This is a genomic window from Azorhizobium doebereinerae UFLA1-100 (genome assembly GCF_000473085.1).
GTDB lineage: Bacteria > Pseudomonadota > Alphaproteobacteria > Rhizobiales > Xanthobacteraceae > Azorhizobium > Azorhizobium doebereinerae.
The window spans coordinates 1-18270 of the sequence record NZ_AXBA01000006.1 but is presented as its reverse complement, the minus strand read 5'-3'; the positions used below and the strand labels follow the sequence as shown (position 1 = coordinate 18270).

General features: G+C 68.4%; 18 protein-coding genes. 10 read left to right on the top strand and 8 right to left on the bottom strand.

Annotated features, from left to right (window positions below; translation table 11 throughout):
* Nucleotides 1-5 precede the first annotated feature (5 nt).
* From YU1_RS0107375 to YU1_RS0107365, 3 genes are all read right to left on the bottom strand, one after another.
* Nucleotides 6-989 carry a TRAP transporter substrate-binding protein gene (locus YU1_RS0107375; RefSeq protein ID WP_084539728.1) on the bottom strand — a complete coding sequence of 328 codons (984 nt, stop codon included), beginning with the start codon at nt 987-989 and terminating at the stop codon, nt 6-8.
* 61 nt (nt 990-1050) lie between these two features.
* Nucleotides 1051-2358 carry a TRAP transporter large permease gene (locus YU1_RS0107370; protein WP_029003525.1) on the bottom strand — a complete coding sequence of 436 codons (1308 nt, stop codon included), beginning with the start codon at nt 2356-2358 and terminating at the stop codon, nt 1051-1053.
* A gap of 3 nt (nt 2359-2361) precedes the next feature.
* Nucleotides 2362-2907, bottom strand: a complete 546-nt coding sequence (locus tag YU1_RS0107365) for a TRAP transporter small permease (protein WP_035714366.1) — start codon at nt 2905-2907, stop codon at nt 2362-2364.
* A gap of 284 nt (nt 2908-3191) precedes the next feature.
* Between YU1_RS0107365 and YU1_RS0107360 the strand changes: the two genes are divergently transcribed.
* A complete protein-coding gene (locus tag YU1_RS0107360; protein WP_029003523.1) occupies nt 3192-6836 on the top strand; it encodes a hydantoinase B/oxoprolinase family protein in 3645 nt (1214 codons plus the stop codon).
* Between the two features lie 57 nt (nt 6837-6893).
* Here YU1_RS0107360 and YU1_RS0107355 read toward each other — a convergent pair whose 3' ends face one another.
* Nucleotides 6894-7178, bottom strand: coding sequence for a cysteine rich repeat-containing protein (locus YU1_RS0107355; protein WP_029003522.1), 285 nt, complete (start codon nt 7176-7178; stop codon nt 6894-6896).
* Between the two features lie 72 nt (nt 7179-7250).
* Entirely contained in the window at nt 7251-7592 is a 342-nt protein-coding gene (locus tag YU1_RS0107350) for a hypothetical protein (RefSeq protein ID WP_156921996.1), read from the bottom strand.
* 154 nt (nt 7593-7746) lie between these two features.
* Here YU1_RS0107350 and YU1_RS0107345 point away from each other — a divergent pair, with 154 nt between their 5' ends.
* On the top strand, nt 7747-8487 hold the full coding sequence (locus YU1_RS0107345) for a response regulator (RefSeq protein ID WP_029003520.1): 741 nt from the start codon (nt 7747-7749) through the stop codon (nt 8485-8487).
* A gap of 3 nt (nt 8488-8490) precedes the next feature.
* Nucleotides 8491-9840 carry a sensor histidine kinase gene (locus tag YU1_RS0107340; RefSeq protein ID WP_029003519.1) on the top strand — a complete coding sequence of 450 codons (1350 nt, stop codon included), beginning with the start codon at nt 8491-8493 and terminating at the stop codon, nt 9838-9840.
* Between the two features lie 39 nt (nt 9841-9879).
* On the opposite strand, the gene YU1_RS28395 is transcribed toward YU1_RS0107340, so the two are convergent.
* Both YU1_RS28395 and galE read right to left on the bottom strand, forming a co-directional pair.
* Entirely contained in the window at nt 9880-11244 is a 1365-nt protein-coding gene (locus tag YU1_RS28395; protein ID WP_245263256.1) for a lytic murein transglycosylase, read from the bottom strand.
* Between the two features lie 159 nt (nt 11245-11403).
* Nucleotides 11404-12390, bottom strand: coding sequence for a UDP-glucose 4-epimerase GalE (galE, locus tag YU1_RS0107330; protein ID WP_029003518.1), 987 nt, complete (start codon nt 12388-12390; stop codon nt 11404-11406).
* Nucleotides 12391-12576: 186 nt separating this feature from the next.
* On the opposite strand from galE, the gene YU1_RS0107325 reads away from it, so the two are divergent.
* The 7 genes from YU1_RS0107325 to YU1_RS0107290 all read left to right on the top strand — a co-directional run bounded on the left by YU1_RS0107325 (nt 12577) and on the right by YU1_RS0107290 (nt 17894).
* A complete protein-coding gene (locus YU1_RS0107325; RefSeq protein ID WP_029003517.1) occupies nt 12577-13464 on the top strand; it encodes a UTP--glucose-1-phosphate uridylyltransferase in 888 nt (295 codons plus the stop codon).
* A 115-nt stretch (nt 13465-13579) separates the two neighbouring features.
* Entirely contained in the window at nt 13580-14188 is a 609-nt protein-coding gene (locus tag YU1_RS0107320) for a class I SAM-dependent methyltransferase (protein ID WP_029003516.1), read from the top strand.
* Between the two features lie 67 nt (nt 14189-14255).
* Complete coding sequence (locus tag YU1_RS0107315) at nt 14256-14837, top strand: histidine phosphatase family protein (protein WP_029003515.1); 582 nt, start codon at nt 14256-14258, stop codon at nt 14835-14837.
* Nucleotides 14838-14842: 5 nt separating this feature from the next.
* A complete protein-coding gene (gene pyrF / locus YU1_RS0107310) occupies nt 14843-15544 on the top strand; it encodes an orotidine-5'-phosphate decarboxylase (protein WP_029003514.1) in 702 nt (233 codons plus the stop codon).
* 53 nt (nt 15545-15597) lie between these two features.
* Complete coding sequence (locus tag YU1_RS34825; protein WP_035714360.1) at nt 15598-16230, top strand: DUF1330 domain-containing protein; 633 nt, start codon at nt 15598-15600, stop codon at nt 16228-16230.
* A 50-nt stretch (nt 16231-16280) separates the two neighbouring features.
* The gene (gene dapB, locus YU1_RS0107295; protein WP_029003513.1) at nt 16281-17093 is read left to right on the top strand and encodes a 4-hydroxy-tetrahydrodipicolinate reductase; all 813 of its coding nucleotides are present in this window, start codon (nt 16281-16283) and stop codon (nt 17091-17093) included.
* 180 nt (nt 17094-17273) lie between these two features.
* Nucleotides 17274-17894, top strand: coding sequence for a 2,3-bisphosphoglycerate-dependent phosphoglycerate mutase (locus YU1_RS0107290; protein ID WP_029003512.1), 621 nt, complete (start codon nt 17274-17276; stop codon nt 17892-17894).
* A 169-nt stretch (nt 17895-18063) separates the two neighbouring features.
* On the opposite strand, the gene YU1_RS0107285 is transcribed toward YU1_RS0107290, so the two are convergent.
* Nucleotides 18064-18270 (bottom strand): IS5/IS1182 family transposase (locus YU1_RS0107285; RefSeq protein WP_029003346.1); only part of this gene is annotated, 207 nt, incomplete at its 5' end.

Here is an 18270-nt window from a genome sequence, read left to right as displayed (position 1 = left end):
TCCGCTCACTTCATGGCTTCGTATGCCTTGATGATGGCAACGCCGTTCTCGCCCGCCTTCTTCTCCCAATCGGCGGTGAGCTGCTTGCCGATCTTCTCGAAGCCCGCCTTCAGTTCAGGGCTCGGCGGGGCAACCGTCATGCCCTTGGCGGTGAGCTGCTGGAGGAACCATGTGCTCTTCTCCTCGGAGGTCTTCCAGCCCCGGACCTCGGCGGCGGCGGCCTTGAGCACGGCTTCCTGGGAGGGCTTGTCGAGGGCGTCGAACGCCGCCTGGTTCACGAAGATCATGTTCTTCGGCAACCAGGCCTGGGTGTCGTAGAAATAGCTGATGCTCTCCCAGATCTTCACGTCATAGCCGGTGGCGCCCGAAGTGATCAGCGCCGTCACGACGCCGGTGGCGAGCGCCTGGGCAAGCTCAGCCTGCTGCACGGTCACCGCCTGGGCGCCGACCATCTCGCCGATGCGCGAGGTGCCGACATTGTAGGCGCGCCACTTGGCCCCCTTCAGGTCCTCGACCTTGGTGATGGGGGTCTTCGAGAACAGGCCCTGCGGCGGCCAGGCCACCGTGTAGAGCAGCTTGAGACCCTGGGAGGCCAGCTTCTTCTCGACGGCGGGCTTGGATGCCAGCCACAACTTCATCGCCGCCGGGTAGGAGGTGGCAAGGAAGGGCACCACGTCGATGCCGAAGATCGGATCCTCGTTCTCATGCAGCGACATGATGACCTCGCCCGCCTGGGCCTGGCCGGTCATGACCGCGCGCTTGATCTCGGGCGCCTTGAACAGGGAGGCGCCGGCATGGACGGTGATGACCAGCTTGCCGCCGGTCGCAGCCTCCACGTCCTTGGAGAATTGCATCAGGTTCTCGGTGTGGAAATTGTCCAGCGGATAGGCGCTGGGCAGATTCCACTTGGTCTGTGCGGCCACGGGGCCGGCGGCCACCAGGGCTCCGAGTGCGAGCACGGAACCGAGCGAGCGGATCAAGGCTGTCATGTCTTGTTGTCCCCTGGTTGTCGTCGAGCATGTGATGGCGGCGGGTTGGCGCCCGCCGCCGCTATTTTCCGAAGGCCATCTCCGGCAGGACCATGACGATCTGCGGAAACACGGTGATGATGGCGACGGCCGCCACCAGAAGGAAGAAGAACGGCAGCGAGGCCAGCGCCACCGTATTGGAATCCCGCCCCGACATGGTCTGCAGGACGAAGAGGTTGAAGCCCACCGGCGGCGAGACCTCCGCCATCTCCACCACCAGCACCAGGAAGATGCCGAACCACACCGGATCGAAGCCGGCGGTCTTGATCATGGGGATGACCACGGTGGTGGTCAGCACGATCATCGACAGCCCGTCGAGCGCCGCGCCGAGGATGATGTACATCACCGTAAGAGCGGCAATCAGCGCGTAAGGCGACAGGTGCAGGCTGTCTACCCAGCTGGCGAGCGCGAGCGGGATGCCCGTGTACGCCATGGACGTCGACATGAAGGACGCCCCCGCCAGGATGAACATGATCATGCAGGTGAGCCGCGTCGCCCCCATGATGCTGGTCCAGAAGGCCGGCCAGGACAGGGCGCCCTGCCACCAGGCGATGGCCAGCGAGCCCAGCACGCCCCATGCGGCGCATTCGGTGGCGGTGGCCCAGCCGAACATCAGCGAGGCGAACACCAGGAAGATGAGCAATGCCACCGGGATGAGGTTGGCCGATTCCCTCAGCTTTTCGCGAAGCGGCATCGGCGGCTCGCCCGGCGGATTGCGGTCCGGATGGAGCAGCGACCACACCACGATGTAGCCGGAGTACAGCGCCATCACCAGAAACCCGGGCAGGAAGCCGGCCAGGAACACCTGGATGATGGAGACGTTGGCCGCCACCGCATAGACCACCATGGTGATGGACGGCGGAATGAGAATGCCGAGCGTACCAGCGCCGGCCAGCGAGCCGAGGCTCACCATGTCGTCATAGCCGCGCTTCTTCAGCTCCGGCAACGCAATCTTGGCCACCGTGGCGCAGGTGGCGGCCGAGGAGCCGGACACCGAGCCGAAAATGCCGCAGGCGAGCACGTTCACATGCAGCAGGCGGCCGGGGATGCGGTTGAGCCACGGCGCCAGTCCGCGGAACATCTCCTCCGAGATGCGGGTGCGATAAAGAATCTCGCCCATCCAGACGAAGAGCGGCAGGGCCGCCAGCGTCCACGAGGCCGAGTTGCCCCAGATGGTGGTGGCGAGCACAGAGCCGGTGGGAATGCCCCCGCCGACGAAATGCATCCCCACATAGCCCACCGCGAGCAGCGAGATGGCAATCCATACGCCGGCGCCCAGCAGCACCGCGAGCAGCACCAGGAGGAGCGCGGAAATCTCGATCATTTCCATGGCTCAGATCCCACTCTGCACGGCACGCTCCACCACTTCCTCAGCGGTGGTGGCAGGCGGTTTCTCATAGCGGGGCTCGCCGCCCAACAGCACGTGGATCAGTTCGTCCACGAAGGCGATGGTGAGGATGATGAGACCGCCGCAATAGCCGAGCTGAGGAATCCACAGCGGCACGGCCAGCACGCCCTGGGCCATGTCGTTGAACAGCCAGGACTGGTAGGTCATCACGCTGGCGTGCCAGGCAAAAAAGCCGGTGAAGCCGGTACCGATGACAAGGCTGATGAGTTCGAAGACCCGCTTCGTCGTGCCCTGCAATTTTTCCGTCAGCAAGCCGACGCGAATCAGCTCGCCGGACTTGAACGTGTGCGCGAGCCCGAGGAAGGCGCTCGCGGCCATGCACCAGGCAACGAAATCATCGCCGGCCGGGATATTGACGCTGACGAGCCGCCCCACGGACAGCAGCATCATGAGAATGAAGATCGCCAGCAGGAAGAGCCCGGCCAACCATCCAGCGCCCAGGTAGAGCGCGTCGAGAAAGCGCCGGATCATCGATCCCCGACCTTTCGGAGGCAACCCTGCCCCTGGTGTGGTTCCGACTTGAAACGGACCGTATCGGCGACCGGCCATCGAAGAACTTCGCTGGTCATGCAGATCCTCTGGGGAAGAGTTCTTGGCGCAATAGCGGCATATTTATGTCTTTTATATGTTTTGTCAACAAATCGTTGACGAAGCTATGGCGCCATGGCTTTGTCGGCCCTCGCCGGCATGGCATGCGCCGGCCAGCCTATCCGGACGTTACGTAACAGCAAAGAGCATGCCATGAGGAGCAGGCCATGACGATCCGCGCGGCGGAAGCCCCCGCAAACTGGGAATTCTGGATCGATCGCGGCGGCACCTTCACCGATATCGTCGGCCGTAAGCCTGACGGAACATTGCTTGCTCACAAAGTCCTTTCCGAAAATCCCGAGGCCTATCGCGACGCCGCCGTGCACGGCATCCGCGAGTTGCTCGGCCTGCCGGCGGGCGTGCCCATTCCCCAAGGTCTGGTTTCTGCCGTCAAGATGGGCACCACGGTCGCCACCAATGCCCTTCTGGAGCGCAAGGGCGACCGCACGCTGCTGGTCACCACCTCCGGCTTCAAGGATGCGCTGAAGATCGGCTACCAGGCCCGGCCGAAGATCTTCGCCAAGAAGATCGTCAAGCCGGACATGCTGTTCGAGCGCGTGCTGGAGGTGGACGAGCGCGTGCGCGCCGACGGCACGGTGGAGCAGACGCCCGACCTGTCGGCAGTGCGCGCCGGGCTCCTGGCCGCCAAGGCGGACGGCATCGAGGCCGTGGCCATCGTCCTCATGCACGGCTACCGCTTCCCCGCGCACGAGGCGGCCGTGGCGGCGCTGGCCCGCGAGATCGGCTTCGCCCAGGTTTCCGTCTCCCACGAGGTCTCGCCGCTCATCAAGCTGGTGGGCCGCGGCGACACCACGGTGGTGGATGCCTATCTCTCCCCCATCCTGCGCCGCTATGTGCGCCAGGTGGCGGACGAGCTGGGCGCCGGCACCGAGGAAACCGGCGCGGCCATCCGCCTCATGTTCATGATGTCCTCCGGCGGCCTCACCGCGGCGGACCTGTTCCAGGGCAAGGATGCCCTGCTCTCCGGTCCCGCCGGCGGCGTGGTGGGTGCGGCCAAGACCGGCGAACTCGCCGGCCTGCCGCGCATCATCGGCTTCGACATGGGCGGCACCTCCACCGACGTGTGCCATTTCGACGGCGAGCTGGAGCGGGCCTTCGATACCGAAGTGGCCGGCGTGCGCATCCGCGCGCCCATGATGCGCATCCACACCGTGGCGGCGGGCGGCGGCTCCATCCTGCACTATGACGGCGCAAGATTCCGCGTCGGCCCGGACAGCGCCGGCGCCAACCCCGGCCCCGCCTGCTATCGGCGCGGCGGCCCGCTCGCCGTCACCGACGCCAACGTGATGCTGGGCAAGCTGATCCCCGACTTCTTCCCGCGCATCTTCGGCCCCGCGCAGAACGAGCCGCTGGACGCCGACGCGGTGCGGACGAAGTTCGAAGCGATGGCCGCCGAGATCGGCGACGGTCGCGCGCCGGAGGCAGTGGCGGACGGCTTCGTCACCATCGCGGTGGAGAACATGGCCAATGCCATCAAGAAGATCTCGGTGGAGCGCGGCTATGACGTGACGCGCTACGCGCTGAACTGCTTCGGCGGCGCGGGCGGCCAGCACGCCTGCCTGGTGGCGGATGCGCTCGGCATGACCAAGGTGCTGATCCACCCCTTCTCCGGCCTGCTGTCGGCCTATGGCATGGGCCTCGCCGACATCCGCGCCCTGCGCACCAAGGCGGTGGGCGCGCGACTGGAGGCGGCAGCCCTGCCCACCATCGCGGCCCTGCGTGACACGCTCACCGCCGAGACCGTGGCGGAACTCGCCGGCCAGGGCGTCACCGGCGCCGCCGTGACCAACGAGGCCAAGCTGCATCTGCGTTACGAGGGCACGGACACGGCCCTGCCCGTCACCCTCGCCGAGGTGACGGCGATGATGGCCGAGTTCGAGGACAAGCACCGCGCCCAGTTCGGCTTCATCTCGCCGGAGAAGCCAGTGGTGGTGGAGGCCATCGAGGTGCAATCCTCCGGTGGCGGGGCCGGCATCGACGAGCCGGACCGGCCGCTCGACACCTCCGCCCCGCGCGCGACGCGCCATTCCCGCTTCTTCTCGCGCGGCGCCTGGCATGAGGCTCCCGTGGTGCTGCGCGCCGATTTCCGGCCCGGCATGGCGGTGCAGGGGCCGGCGATTCTCATCGAGCCCAACCAGACCGTGGTGGTGGAGCCCGGCTGGCGCGCCGAAGTGACGGCCAAGGACCACCTCCTGCTCGCCCGCACGGAAGTGCTGGTGCGTCAGGGCGCGGTGGGCACCAAGGCCGATCCGGTGATGCTGGAGGTGTTCAACAATCTCTTCATGTCCATCGCCGAGCAGATGGGCGTGACGCTCCAGAACACCGCCTATTCGGTGAACATCAAGGAGCGCCTGGACTTCTCCTGCGCGGTCTTCTCCGGCGCCGGCGAACTGGTGGCGAACGCGCCGCACATGCCCGTGCATCTCGGCTCCATGGACCGCTCGGTGGAAACCGTGATCCGCGAGAATGCCGGCAACGTGCGGCCCGGCGACGTGTTCGCGCTCAACGCGCCCTATAATGGCGGCACCCATCTGCCCGACATCACGGTGGTGACGCCGGTGTTCAATGCGGACGGCTCGGAGCTGCTGTTCTGGGCCGCCTCGCGCGGCCACCATGCGGACGTGGGCGGCGTCGCGCCGGGCTCCATGAGCCCGCTGGCCACCAATATCGAGGAAGAAGGCGTCTATATCGACAATTTCAAGCTGGTGGACCAAGGCCATTTCCGCGAGGCGGAACTGGTGGGCCTGCTGACCGGCGCGAAATACCCGGCCCGCAACCCGGTGCAGAACGTCGCCGATCTCAAGGCCCAGATCGCGGCCAACGAGAAGGGCGTGCGCGAGCTCAACAAGATGATCGCCACCTTCGGCCTCGATGTGGTGAAGGCCTATATGGGCCACGTGCAGGACAATGCCGCCGAGAGCGTGCGGCGCGTGCTGGACCGGCTCTCCGACAGCGAATTCACCTATGAGATGGACCAGGGCACGGTCATCAAGGTGAAGATCTCCGTGGACAGGGAGAAGCGCGAGGCGACGGTGGATTTCACCGGCACCTCGCCCCAGCAGCCCACCAATTTCAACGCGCCCGAGCCCGTCACCCGCGCGGCGGTGCTCTATGTCTTCCGCGTCATGGTGGAGGACGAGATCCCGATGAACGCCGGCTGCCTCAGGCCGATCCGCATCATCGTGCCGGAAGCCTCCATGCTGTCGCCGCGCTATCCGGCGGCGGTGGTGGCGGGCAATGTGGAGACCTCGCAGGCGGTCACCAACTGCCTGTTCGGGGCGCTCGACGCCATGGGCGCCTCCGAGGGCACCATGAACAACCTGACCTTCGGCAACGACATCTACCAATATTACGAGACTATCTGCTCCGGCTCGCCCGCCGGTCCCGGCTTCGACGGCACCGACGGCGTGCACGTGCACATGACCAACTCGCGCCTCACCGATCCGGAAGTGCTGGAGACGCGCTTCCCGGTGCTGCTGGAGGATTTCCACGTGCGCGAGGGCTCCGGCGGCAAGGGCCGGTGGAACGCGGGCGGCGGCACCTATCGCCGCATCCGCTTCCTCGAACCGATGGAGTGCGCCCTGCTCTCGTCCCACCGTCGGGTACGACCGTTCGGCCTGCACGGCGGCGAGCCGGGCGCGTTGGGCGAGGGCTATGTGCGCCGGAACGACGGCACGATGGAGAAGCTGGAAGGCTGCGACCAGACCAAGCTGGACGCCGGGGAAGCGGTCATCATCGTCACGCCCACCGGCGGCGGCTATGGCGACCCGGCCCTGCGCGGCAAGGGCTGAGCACCGAACCCTCGCCATTCGCCCGCGCCTCGATGCGCGGGCGAATGGCGGTTGCGCCTATCGGCCGGCGCTGGTCTTGGCCGTCGCCAGCGCCGACTTGCAGGTGCTCGACAGCTCGGCCTCGTTCGCCTTCATGCACTGCATGATGCGGCCGCCGCCCGGCTGCACGTCGGCGCAGAGCTTCTTGATATCGGCGCCGCAGGCCTTCTGGATCATCTGCGCGGCCTGGGAATTCGCCTGGGCATTGGCCGGGCCGGCAAGGGCGGCGAACAGCGCGGGCACCGCCACCATGGCCGGCAGCAGCAGGTCGCGGGGACGCAAAGTGTGCGAACGCAAGGTCATCGTCGTTTCCTCCTGGAAGAAGAGACGCCGGACCGAAGCGGGGGGCGATCCACTCCGGTCCGGCGGCGGGGGTCAGTACCAGCCGACCCAGCCGCTGCGGGACACGCTGCCGCCATAGGGACCTGTGGTGGTGCGTGCATACGAATAGGCGTGCGGCCCCGTCCGGGTGATGCTGCCGGACCGGCTCGCCGTCCCGCCATAGGGCCCGGACACCGTGGCGGCGCGCGTGCAGGTGCCCGCTGCGCAGGCGCCGGAGACGCTGCCCGAAGAGGTGCCGCGGGCCGTCGTCACGCTGCCGCTCCGGCTCCACGTGGCGGCTTGCGAGGCATCCGCGCCCCAGATCGCCAGCAGTGCTCCGGCGAGCAGGATGGGACGCAGGCGCCCGGTCGGCGCAGCCTTCGTCATTCCGGCCATCGGCCCCTCCAGTCATCGGCGGCACCGCTTCCATGACGGCGACCATGCGCGGTCGAGATCGCAGGCGGATGTCAGGCGAGCGGCAGAACGTAACGATTTGTAACGTCCGCGCGGATCCGTTTGCCTTGCCGCAGGCCGGCTCTAGATTGGCCCCATGTCCGCTCCCGCCCCCGCCGCCAAGACCATCCTCATCGTCGAGGACGACCGCGAGATCCGCTCCTTGTTGGCAGATTTCCTGGCGCGGGAAGGCTATGTCCCGCGCATGGCCGAGGACGGCCGGGCCATGGACGCGGCGCTGGCCGAGGAGCGGCCGCATCTCGTCATTCTCGACATCATGCTGCCGGGCGAGGACGGGCTTTCCATCTGCCGTCGCCTCAGGGCACGCGGCGACCTGCCGATCCTGATGCTCACCGCCAAGGGCGACGACGTGGACCGCATCGTCGGCCTGGAGGTGGGCGCCGACGATTACCTGCCCAAGCCGTTCAATCCCCGCGAACTGCTGGCCCGCATCCGGGCCGTGCTGCGGCGCTCGGTGCCCGCCGCCTCCGACATGGCCGTGCCCGCACCGCGCCGCACGGTGGGATTCGCCGGGCTGGTGGCCGATCTCGATGCCCGCAGCGTGCAGACCGCGAACGGCACGGAGGTGGACCTGACCTCGGCCGAGTTCGAGCTGCTGGCCTGTTTCCTGGAGCGGCCGCGCCGCGTGCTCTCGCGCGAGCAGCTTCTCGACTGGACGCGAGGCCGCAATGCCGATCCGTTCGACCGGACCATTGACGTCTCGGTCAGCCGGCTCCGGCGCAAGCTCGCGACGGTGGATGCCGACGCCGCCCAGCTCATCAAGACCGTGCGCAACGGCGGCTATCTGTTCTCCGCCACCGTGACCACCGGGCGCTGACCCATGGCCCGTCTCGGCCTCGCCGCCCGCCTTGCCCTCATCGTCGCGGGGGCGCTGGTGCTGGGGCAGATCCTCATGACTATGGCCTATTTCGTGGATCGCCGGGGCGCGGCAGCCGGCGCCACGCTCGGCCCAATGATGGGCCAGGTGAGCGCGCTCGTGGAGTTGCTGGACCGTGTGCCGGCGGCCGACCGCCCCCTGGTGCTGCGCGCGGCAACCGCCCCCGGCTTCTTCGCCCGCCTCGTCACCGAGCCGCCCGCGCCCCGGCCGGCCTCCGACACCATGCCCGTGGTGGAGCGCCGCCTGCGGGCCCAGATCGGTGCGCCCCCGTCCCGGTTCGTTTCCGCCACCATCGACACGCGGGGACAGTACGGGGCCAAGCTGCTGCCCTTGCTGGCGCAATGGCGCGGCGCGCACCTCAATCTGGTCATCGGCCTCGCCGACGGCGATTATCTTGAGGTGGAGGCCACCGGCGACCTGACCGCCCGCCTGTTCGGCGTGCCGGTGGGGCTGTTCGCCGGGCTGCTCGGCGTGGCGGTGGCGCTGGCGGCGGTCCTGGCGATCCGCCGCGAGACCAGGCCCTTGTCCGACCTGTCCGCCGCGCTGGAGCGCTTCGGCACGCGCCTCGAAGCGCAGGCCATCACCCCGCGCGGCGCGCCGGACGTGCGGCGCCTGATCGCCACCTTCGACGCCATGCAGCAGCGCATCGTCGACCTGGTCCGCAACCGCAGCCTCGTGCTCGGCGCGCTCAGCCACGACCTCAAGACCTATGTGACCCGGCTGCGGCTGCGGGTCGAACTGCTCCCCGAAGGGCCGCAGACCGCCCGGGCGCAGGCGGATCTGGAAGAGATGCAGAACCTGCTGGACGACGCGCTGTCGTTCGCGCGCGGCTCCTTCTCCGCGCCGGCCGGCGCCTCGACGGATCTGGCGGCCATCGCGGTGGAGGAATGCGCGGCGCGCCGCGCGGAGGGAGCTGCGGTGGAGATGGCTGCGCCGGACGGGCCCTGCCCGGTGGCCGGCGCCGCACCGGCGTTGCGGCGCGTGGTCGCCAATCTCATGGGCAATGCGCTCAAATATGCCGGCGGCGCCGATATCCGGGTGGCTACGCGGGGGCAGAGCGTGGAACTGGTGGTGGAGGACGACGGGCCGGGCATTCCGGAGGCGGAACGGCAGAAGGTGTTCGAACCCTTCTACCGCCTCGATGCCTCGCGCAGCCGCGACACCGGCGGCGCCGGGCTCGGCCTCACCATCGTGAAGCAGATCGTGGAAAACCTCGGCGGCAACGTCGGCATCGAGGGCCGGCCGGGCGGGGGAGCACGCCTCAGGGTCAGCCTGCCCCGCGCCGCGGGCTGAGGCCGAAGCCGCCGGCGCGCGCCGGCTCCGGCGTCGCGCCTATTGCCGCAGCCGCTGGAGCACCTCGACATTGGGGTAGCCGTCCGGCACCAGGCCGGCGCGCACCTGGAAGTTCTGCACCGCCACGCGCGTCTTCTGGCCGAGGACGCCGTCCACCGTGCCGATGTCGTAACCCATCTGGACCAGGCGGGTCTGCAACTCCATGCGCTCGGTGCGGCTCAGCGCCCGCTCCTCCGCCGGCCAGGCCTGGACGAAATTGCCACCGCCGCGCAGCCGGTCGGACAGATGGCCGATGGCCAGCGCATAAGCATCCGCCGGATTGTACTTCAGGATGGCGCCGAAGTTCGGCAGCATCAGGAAGGCCGGCCCCTTGGCCCCGGCGGGCAGCAGGAGGAAAGCCGTGTCAGTGGAGCGCGGGAAGGCCTGCCCGTTGGCCCGGCGGACGCCGAGCGAAGCCCACTGGCCGAGCGAATAGCGCTTGGTGCGGTCCACGTAGCGATAATCGAAGTTCGCCGGCAACTCGACCTCATAGCCCCAGGTCTGGCCGAACTGCCAGCCGTCGAGCTTGAGGTTGTTGGCGGTGGAGGCGATCACATCCGGGATGGAATCCACCACGTTGCGGTGGCCGTCGCCGTCGAAATCCACCGCATAGCGCTGGAACGAGGTGGGCATGAACTGGGTCGGACCGAAGGCGCCGGCCCAGGAGCCCTTCATGTGGTCGGCGGGAACGTCGCCCTTGTCGATGATCTGCAACGTGGCGAGGTATTCGTCGCGGAAATAATCCTGCCGGCGGCCGATGCAGGCCAGCGTCGCCGTGGACCGCAGCACCGAGCGTCCGCCGATGCCCTTGGGGTCGCCGTAGCTGGTCTCGATGCCCCAGATGGCCGCCACCACGTAGCGGTCGACGCCGAAGGCCTTCTCAACGCGATCGAAGATGGGCTTGTACTTGGCCAGCATCTCCTTGCCCTTGGTGACGCGGTTCTCGCTCACCAGCATGGTGACGTAGTCGCCGAGGGCCTTGGAGAATTCCGGCTGGCTGTCCATGAAGTCCATGATCTTCATGTCGGGTTCCAGCCCGGCGGTCAGGCGCGCGTAGCTCGCCGGCGAGACGCCTTTGGCCTGGGCCAGGGGCTGCATGGCGGCGATGCAGTTCGGGAAGTTGGCCTGCGCCTGGGCGATCGCCTCGGGCTGCATCAGCGGATGGCCGGCGCGCTCGGGGGCGGCCGGCTGCGGCGCCTGGAAGGGTTGGAAACCTTGGAAGATGGAGCCCGTGGTCTGCGCCTGCGCGCCGGCCGGAACGATGGCGAACACCGAGGCAGCCACCGCGAAGGCCGCCGCCCATCCGCCCTTGGCGGTCGGCCCGCAGTTCCCCGTCGTCGTCGTGGTCGTATCGGTCTTGGTCACCGCAATCGCTCCGCCCTTTTTGCCGCGGCATGCCGCGGCCCGGTGGTCCTCCAGGCTAATGGGCAGCGAATATGGTTGCGCCAGGGTTAACGTAAGGCAAGTTTGTGCCACGGTCGCCTCCGGCATCCGCTCACAACTGCGGGACCGGAGGCGGCGGGCTCAGTTGCGCCGCCGGTCGAGGCCGCGCTCCCAGTCGAGCGCGTTGCGCACGATGGTGGGAAGATCGTCGAGGTGGGGCGTCCAGCCCACCGTGCCGCGGATCTTCTCCGCCTTGGCGACGATGGCGGCAGGATCGCCCGGACGGCGCGGCGCATAGGTGACGGAGAAATCCACCCCCGACACGGACTTCACCGTGTCGATCACCTCCAGCACGGAATAGCCGCGCCCGTAGCCGCAGTTGAACACCGCGCTGGCGCCGCCCTGCCTGAGGTAGATCAGCGAATCGAGATGGGCCGCCACCAGGTCGCTGACATGGATGTAGTCGCGCAGGCAGGTGCCGTCCGGGGTCGGATAATCGGTGCCGTAGACCGACATGCCCGACCGCTTGCCGAGCGCGGTCTCGCAGGCGACCTTGATGAGGTGGGTGGCGCCGGCGGTGGACTGGCCCGACCGCCCGGCGGGATCCGCCCCAGCGACGTTGAAATAGCGCAGCGCCACATAGCGCAGCGGGAAGGCCACCGCGGTGTCCTCCAGCATCCATTCGCTCATCAGCTTGGAGCGGCCGTAGGGCGAGATGGGCGAGAGCAGCGCATCCTCGGCCACCGGCTCGTTGCCCACCATGCCGTAGACCGCGGCGGTGGAGGAGAAGATCAGGTGCGGCACGCCCGCGGCCACCACCGCCTCCAGCAAGGCGCGGGTCTTCACGGTGTTGGCGTAATAATAGCCGAGCGGATCGGCGACCGAATCCGGCACCACGATGCGCGCGGCAAAATGCACCACCGCCGTGATCTCGTGCTCGGCGACGATGCGGGCCACCAAGGCGCCGTCGGCCACGTCGCCCTCGATGAAGGTGGCGTTCGGATGCACCGCCCAGCGGAAGCCCGTGGACAGATTGTCCAGCACCACCACCGGCTCGCCGGCATCGACGAGGGCGAGCACCATGTGGCTGCCGATATAGCCTGCCCCGCCCGTAACCAGCACCGCCATGTACCGTCCTCCTTGGCTGTCGCCGGAGAAACTGCGGCAGCGGGAACAGCCCGTCAATCCATGCGGCGCACCGGCAAAACGCATTTGTTTTGCAACTATTTTCGAGCTTCGCCGTTGTTTTGCCGCTGACATCTGACCTGTGTTACCAACCCCGTCCTGACCTTCCGAAACCTACGGTGTTTGCCCATGCCCAAGCCGCTCCGCAAAGCCATCCTGCCGGTCGCCGGCCTTGGTACGCGCTTCCTGCCCGCCACCAAGGCGGTGCCGAAGGAGATGCTGACCGTGGTGGACCGCCCGGTGGTTCAGCACGTGGTGGACGAGGCGGTGGCCGCCGGCATTGAGCACATCGTCTTCGTGACCGGCCGCAACAAGGCGGTCATCGAGGACCATTTCGACCGCCAGTTTGAGCTGGAGAAGACCCTGGCCGACCGCGGCAAGACCAAGGAACTGGCGCAGCTCGACCGCGACACGCCCAAGGCCGGCACCACATCCTTCACCCGCCAGCAGCTCCCCCTCGGCCTTGGCCATGCGGTGTGGTGCGCCCGCGACCTGATCGGCGACGAGCCCTTCGCTTTGCTGCTGCCGGACATGCTCCATCTGCCCAACGGCAACGGCAAGGGCTGCCTCACCAGCATGGTGGAGACCTTCAACCGCACCGGCGGCAACGTCGTCTCGGTCTATGAGGTGCCGGACGACCAGACCAACCAGTACGGCATCGTCGGCGTTGGCAAGGAAGTCGGCGCCTGCGGCAACGAGATCACCCAGATGGTGGAGAAGCCGGCCCTGGGCACGGCGCCCACCAACCTCGCCATTTCCGGCCGCTACATCCTCCAGCCGACCATCTTCGACCTGCTGGCGAAGCAGGAGCAGGGCGCGGGCAACGAGATCCAGCTCACCGATTCCATGCTGAAGCTGATGGAACGCGAGCGCTTCTTCTCGGTGCGCTTTGATGGCGCGGTCTATGACTGCGGCTCGAAGATCGGCTTCCTCATGGCCAACGTGGCCTATGCCCTCTCGCGGCCGGACATCGCACCGGAATTCCGCGCCGAGCTGGGCAACTTCCTGAACGCCTGACTTAAAGGCAGACGTGCGGCGCCCCGACGGCTTCCGTCAGGGGCGCCTTGACCCGGTGTCCGTTCCCGTCTAATCGCCAGTGACCGTTTGCTTGTCCCTGGCCGGAGCCGACCGAATGCTCCAATCCCCGCATCGTCGCGGCGTGTCCGTGAAGCCCCATCTCAATGACGAGATGCGCTTCCTGCAATCCTGGTTCCAGAGCCCGCTCAAGACGGGCGCCGTGTCGCCGTCCGGGCGAGCGCTCGCCAAGATGATGGCGAGCTATCTCGATCCGCGCCTGGAAGGGCCGGTCATCGAACTCGGCCCCGGCACCGGACCCGTGACCCGGGCGCTCCTGGCCCGCGGCTTCGCGCCCGAGCGCCTAGTGCTCATCGAATACAATCGCGAGTTCTGCGGGCTGCTGCGCAAGCGCTATCCCGGCGTGACCGTGATCCACGGCGACGCCTACGCGCTCTATGACACGCTGCACGGCCGCCTGGACGTGCCGGCGGTGGGCACCATTTCGTCGCTGCCGCTCTTCACCAAGTCGCCGCAGGAACGCGACCGCATGGTGAACGAGGCCTTCGATCTGTCGCGCCCCGGCGCGCCCTTCGTGCAGTTCACCTATGCGGTGGTTTCCCCGGTGCCGCTGAAGCCCGGCGAGATCCATGGCGAGCGTTCGCCGCGCGTGTGGTGGAACCTGCCGCCCGCGCGCGTGTGGGCCTATCGCCGCCCGACCGCCTGAGGCGCTGCATTCCACCCCTGAAGCCACCGGGCCGAGGCCCGGCGCGCAGTGGTCGCGGGGCCCGGCCATGACCCCCTTCCTTTATGTGAGCCATCCCCAGGTCCGGATCGACCCGGCGGTGCCGGTTCCCGACTGGGGCCTGTCCGAGCAGGGGCGCGCCCGCGCCGAGGCCTTCGCCCGGGAGCCGGCGCTGATGGCCTACGGCCGCGTGGTGTCCTCCACCGAGGCCAAGGCGCGGGAGACCGCCGCCATCCTCGCCGCCGCCCTGAGCCTGGTGGAGGAGGTACGGCCCGGCCTGCACGAGAACGACCGCTCCGCCACCGGCTATCTGCCGGAGGCGGAATTCCAGCAGGTGGCCAACGCCTTCTTCGCCGATCCGGAGCACAGTGCGCGCGGCTGGGAGCGGGCGGTGGATGCCCAGGACCGCATCGTCCGCGGCGTGCGGCTCGCCCTGGCCGAGGCCCCGGGCACTCCGACCCTCTTCGTCGGGCATGGCGGGGTGGGCACGCTGCTGCTCTGCCATCTCGCCGGCCAGACCATTTCCCGTGCCCATGACCAGCCGCCGGTGGGTGGCGGATGCTGGTTCCGTCAGACCGCCACAGACGCGCCGGACCGCTGGCGCTCCCTGGAAGAGGCTCCGCTCCCGTGACCGACATTTCCGCCGACATCCGCGACCGCCTGATCGTCGCCCTCGATTTCCCCAATGTCGCAGCGGCCGAGGCCATGGTCTGGCAGTTGGGCGACGCGGTAAGCTTCTACAAGATCGGCCTTGAGCTCACCGTCGGCGGCGGCCTCGACCTGGCCGCCGACCTGATCGAGGCCGGCAAGAAGATCTTTCTCGACCTCAAGATGCACGACATCGGCAACACCGTGGAGCGGGCCGTCGCGGCCGCCGCCGAGCGCGGCGTCGCGCTGCTCACGGTCCATGCCTATCCTCAGACGATGGCCGCCGCCGCCCGGGGCGCCCAGGGCAGCGCCCTCCAGGTACTCGGCGTCACGGTCCTCACCTCCTATGACGCGGCGGACCTCGCCGCCGCAGGCTATGCCCAGGGCGTCGAGGAAACGGTGCGCCGCCGGGCGCTCCAGGCGCAGGAGGCCGGCATCGCCGGCGTCATCTGCGCGCCGACCGACGCCGCCATGGTCCGGGCGGCCACGGGGAGCGGCTTCCAGATCGTCACGCCCGGCGTAAGGCCCGCCGGGGCCGACGTGGGCGACCAGAAGCGCATCGCCACGCCCCGCGCCGCCATCGCCGCCGGGGCCAACCGCATTGTCGTCGGCCGGCCGATCACGGAAGCCGCCGATCCTTCGGCTGCGGCGCAGGCGATCCTGGAAGAACTGGCGCTGGCCCTCGGCTGACGGGGTGCGCCCAGACAGAGAGCCGGACGGAACCGGAAGCAAGGGGGGAGACCATGGCTCAGGAACCGACGCCGAAAGGCTATTGGGTGGCCGCCATCGACGTGCCGGACATGGAAGCCTGCGCGCCTTATCGGCGCGCCAACGGCCCGCCGATCGCCGCCCATGGCGGACGTTTCGTCGTGCGGGGCGGCCCCTTCACCGCCATGGAAGGGCGGACGCGATCCCACAACGTGGTGGTGGAATTCCCCAGCTTCGATGCGGCGCTCGCCGCCTACCGCGACCCCGCCTATCAGGCGGCCATCGCCCTGCGCCGCCCTTTTTCCACCGCCGACGTGATCGTGCTCGAAGGCGCCCCGGTGCCGCCGCCCCCCACTGATGCGACAGCGCCCGGCTACTGGGTCGTGCGCGTCGCAGTGCGCGACCCGGAACGCTACAAGGCCTATGCCGCCCTCGCCACCGAAGCCACGGCCGCCTACGGCGGCAGCCCCCTCGCCCGCGGCGGGCGGATCGAGATCGTCGAGGGGACGGCGCGCGGCCGAAACGTCGTGATGCGCTTTCCCGATGTGGAGACGGCGCTCGCATGCTATCGCTCGCCGCTCTACCAGAAGGCCCTGGCCATTCGCCAGGCGGTATCGGAAGCGGACCTTCTCGTCATCCCCGGCTATGACGGCCCGCAACCAGGCTGACCCCGCCGGAGCCATCCGGCCCGTCGCCAACACCTAGGGAGAAGGTTCACGTGTCCGATCTGCGCGTGGTCATCAACGGAGCCGGCGGCCGCATGGGCCAGGAATTGCTGCGCGCGGTCATCAAGGGCGACGGCTTCGCCCTGGTCGGCGCGCTGGAACATTCCGCCAGCAGCCATCTGGGCGAGGACGCCGGCGTCCTCGCCGGGCTGAAGCCCACCGGCATCACGGTGGAGAGCGATGCCGCCGGCACGCTGAACGGCACCGACGCGGTGGTGGACTTCAGCTCCCCGGCCGCCTCCGTGCGCCTCGCCGAGCGGCTGGCCGAGGCGGGCATTCCCGTCGTCATCGGCACCACCGGCTTCTCGGCGGCGGAGAATGCGGCCATCGAGGCCGCCGCCCGCCGCACCGCCGTGGTGAAGTCCGGCAACATGAGTCTCGGCGTCAACGTGCTCGCCGCCCTGACCCGTCGCGCGGCGGCGGCGCTCGGCCTTGAGTTCGACATCGAGATCGTCGAGATGCACCACGCCCGCAAGGTAGACGCGCCCTCCGGCACCGCCCTGCTGCTGGGCGAGGCTGCGGCCGCCGGTCGCGGGGTGAGCCTTGCCGACTGGACGGTGAAGGCGCGGGACGGCCACACCGGCGCCCGGCGGCCCGGCGACATCGGCTTCGCCAGCCTGCGCGGCGGCTCCGTGGTGGGAGAGCATGCGGTGATCTTCGCCGGCCCGTCCGAGCGCATCGAACTGGTGCACAAGGCTGAGGACCGCAGCATCTTCGCCAATGGCGCGCTGGCCGCTGCCAAGTGGGCCAAGGGCCGCGAGCCGGGTCTCTATTCCATGGCCGACGTGCTCGGCATCACGGACTGAGCGAGGCCCGCCCGGAGCGATCAAGGACCAGGCCCGTGGCATGAGCCCGCCGGCACCTGCGATCCTGGGCCGCCTTTGAGTTTTCGCCGGCGCTCGGATATGTGTCGCCGGCTTCCTGTTTGAGGGACGCCGCGCCCGGCCGGGCCGCCGGCGCCCTCGCGTCACGCAAGGATCACGCCCATGGACCGGCTTCTCGTCCTCGTCCGGCACGGACAGAGCGAGTGGAACCTCAAGAATCTCTTCACCGGCTGGCGCGATCCCGACCTGACGGAGCAGGGTGTCGCCGAGGCGCGCCGCGCGGGCGCCCTGTTGGCGGCGGAGGGATTGTCCTTCGACATCGCCTATACGTCGGCCCTCACCCGCGCGCAGCGCACCTGCGCCCTCGTGCTGGGCGAGATGGGCCTGACCGGCCTGAAGACCATCGCCGACCCCGCCCTGAACGAGCGCGACTACGGCGAGCTCTCCGGCCTGAACAAGGACGATGCCCGCTCGAAATTCGGCGAGGAGCAGGTGCACGTGTGGCGCCGCTCCTATGACGTGCCGCCGCCCGGCGGCGAGAGCCTGCGGGACACTGTGGCCCGCACCCTGCCCTATTTCGTGCAGGAGATCCTGCCGGGCGTGCTGCGCGGCGAGCGCACGCTGGTGGCCGCGCACGGCAACTCGCTGCGCGCCCTGGTGATGGTGCTGGAGAAGCTCAGCCCGGCCGGCATCATGAAGCGCGAACTCGCCACCGGCGCGCCCATCGTCTACCGGCTCGGCCCGGACGCGACCGTGACCGAGAAGCGCGACCTGCTGATCTGACCGGGCTCGGCGCGAGGATCACCTCGCGCCCGTCCCCGCTTAGAGCGTGATCCGATCAGATTGACTCAATCTGATCGGTGAATCACCCTCTAACACTTTGATAGAGAACGTTTTACCGTTCAAATGGCGATGCCATTTGAACGGAACGTGCTCTAGGTGGTGTGGACAGTTACCTGATCCACAGGACGATGGCAGCGATTGTGACGATGGCGAGGTAGTTTCGCGCGGTCTTCTCGAAGCGGGTCGCGACACGCCTGAACTGCTTGAGCTTGGAGAAGCAGCATTCGATCAGGTGGCGCTGAGCGTAGAGGTGCCTGTCGAGGCTATGCTTCCTGGCGCGGGATGGATTGGACGGGATGACCGCCTGCGCGTTCCT

Bases quoted from the DNA above. Each gene is read 5' to 3' on its own strand.
- YU1_RS0107375 (WP_084539728.1), bottom strand. From the start codon at position 989: ATGACAGCCTTGATCCGCTCGCTCGGTTCCGTGCTCGCACTCGGAGCC.
- YU1_RS0107370 (WP_029003525.1), bottom strand. From the start codon at position 2,358: ATGGAAATGATCGAGATTTCCGCGCTCCTCCTGGTGCTGCTCGCGGTG.
- YU1_RS0107365 (WP_035714366.1), bottom strand. From the start codon at position 2,907: ATGATCCGGCGCTTTCTCGACGCGCTCTACCTGGGCGCTGGATGGTTG.
- YU1_RS0107360 (WP_029003523.1), top strand. From the start codon at position 3,192: ATGACGATCCGCGCGGCGGAAGCCCCCGCAAACTGGGAATTCTGGATC.
- YU1_RS0107355 (WP_029003522.1), bottom strand. From the start codon at position 7,178: ATGACCTTGCGTTCGCACACTTTGCGTCCCCGCGACCTGCTGCTGCCG.
- YU1_RS0107350 (WP_156921996.1), bottom strand. From the start codon at position 7,592: ATGGCCGGAATGACGAAGGCTGCGCCGACCGGGCGCCTGCGTCCCATC.
- YU1_RS0107345 (WP_029003520.1), top strand. From the start codon at position 7,747: ATGTCCGCTCCCGCCCCCGCCGCCAAGACCATCCTCATCGTCGAGGAC.
- YU1_RS0107340 (WP_029003519.1), top strand. From the start codon at position 8,491: ATGGCCCGTCTCGGCCTCGCCGCCCGCCTTGCCCTCATCGTCGCGGGG.
- galE (WP_029003518.1), bottom strand. From the start codon at position 12,390: ATGGCGGTGCTGGTTACGGGCGGGGCAGGCTATATCGGCAGCCACATG.
- YU1_RS0107325 (WP_029003517.1), top strand. From the start codon at position 12,577: ATGCCCAAGCCGCTCCGCAAAGCCATCCTGCCGGTCGCCGGCCTTGGT.
- YU1_RS0107320 (WP_029003516.1), top strand. From the start codon at position 13,580: ATGCTCCAATCCCCGCATCGTCGCGGCGTGTCCGTGAAGCCCCATCTC.
- YU1_RS0107315 (WP_029003515.1), top strand. From the start codon at position 14,256: ATGACCCCCTTCCTTTATGTGAGCCATCCCCAGGTCCGGATCGACCCG.
- YU1_RS34825 (WP_035714360.1), top strand. From the start codon at position 15,598: ATGGCTCAGGAACCGACGCCGAAAGGCTATTGGGTGGCCGCCATCGAC.
- YU1_RS0107290 (WP_029003512.1), top strand. From the start codon at position 17,274: ATGGACCGGCTTCTCGTCCTCGTCCGGCACGGACAGAGCGAGTGGAAC.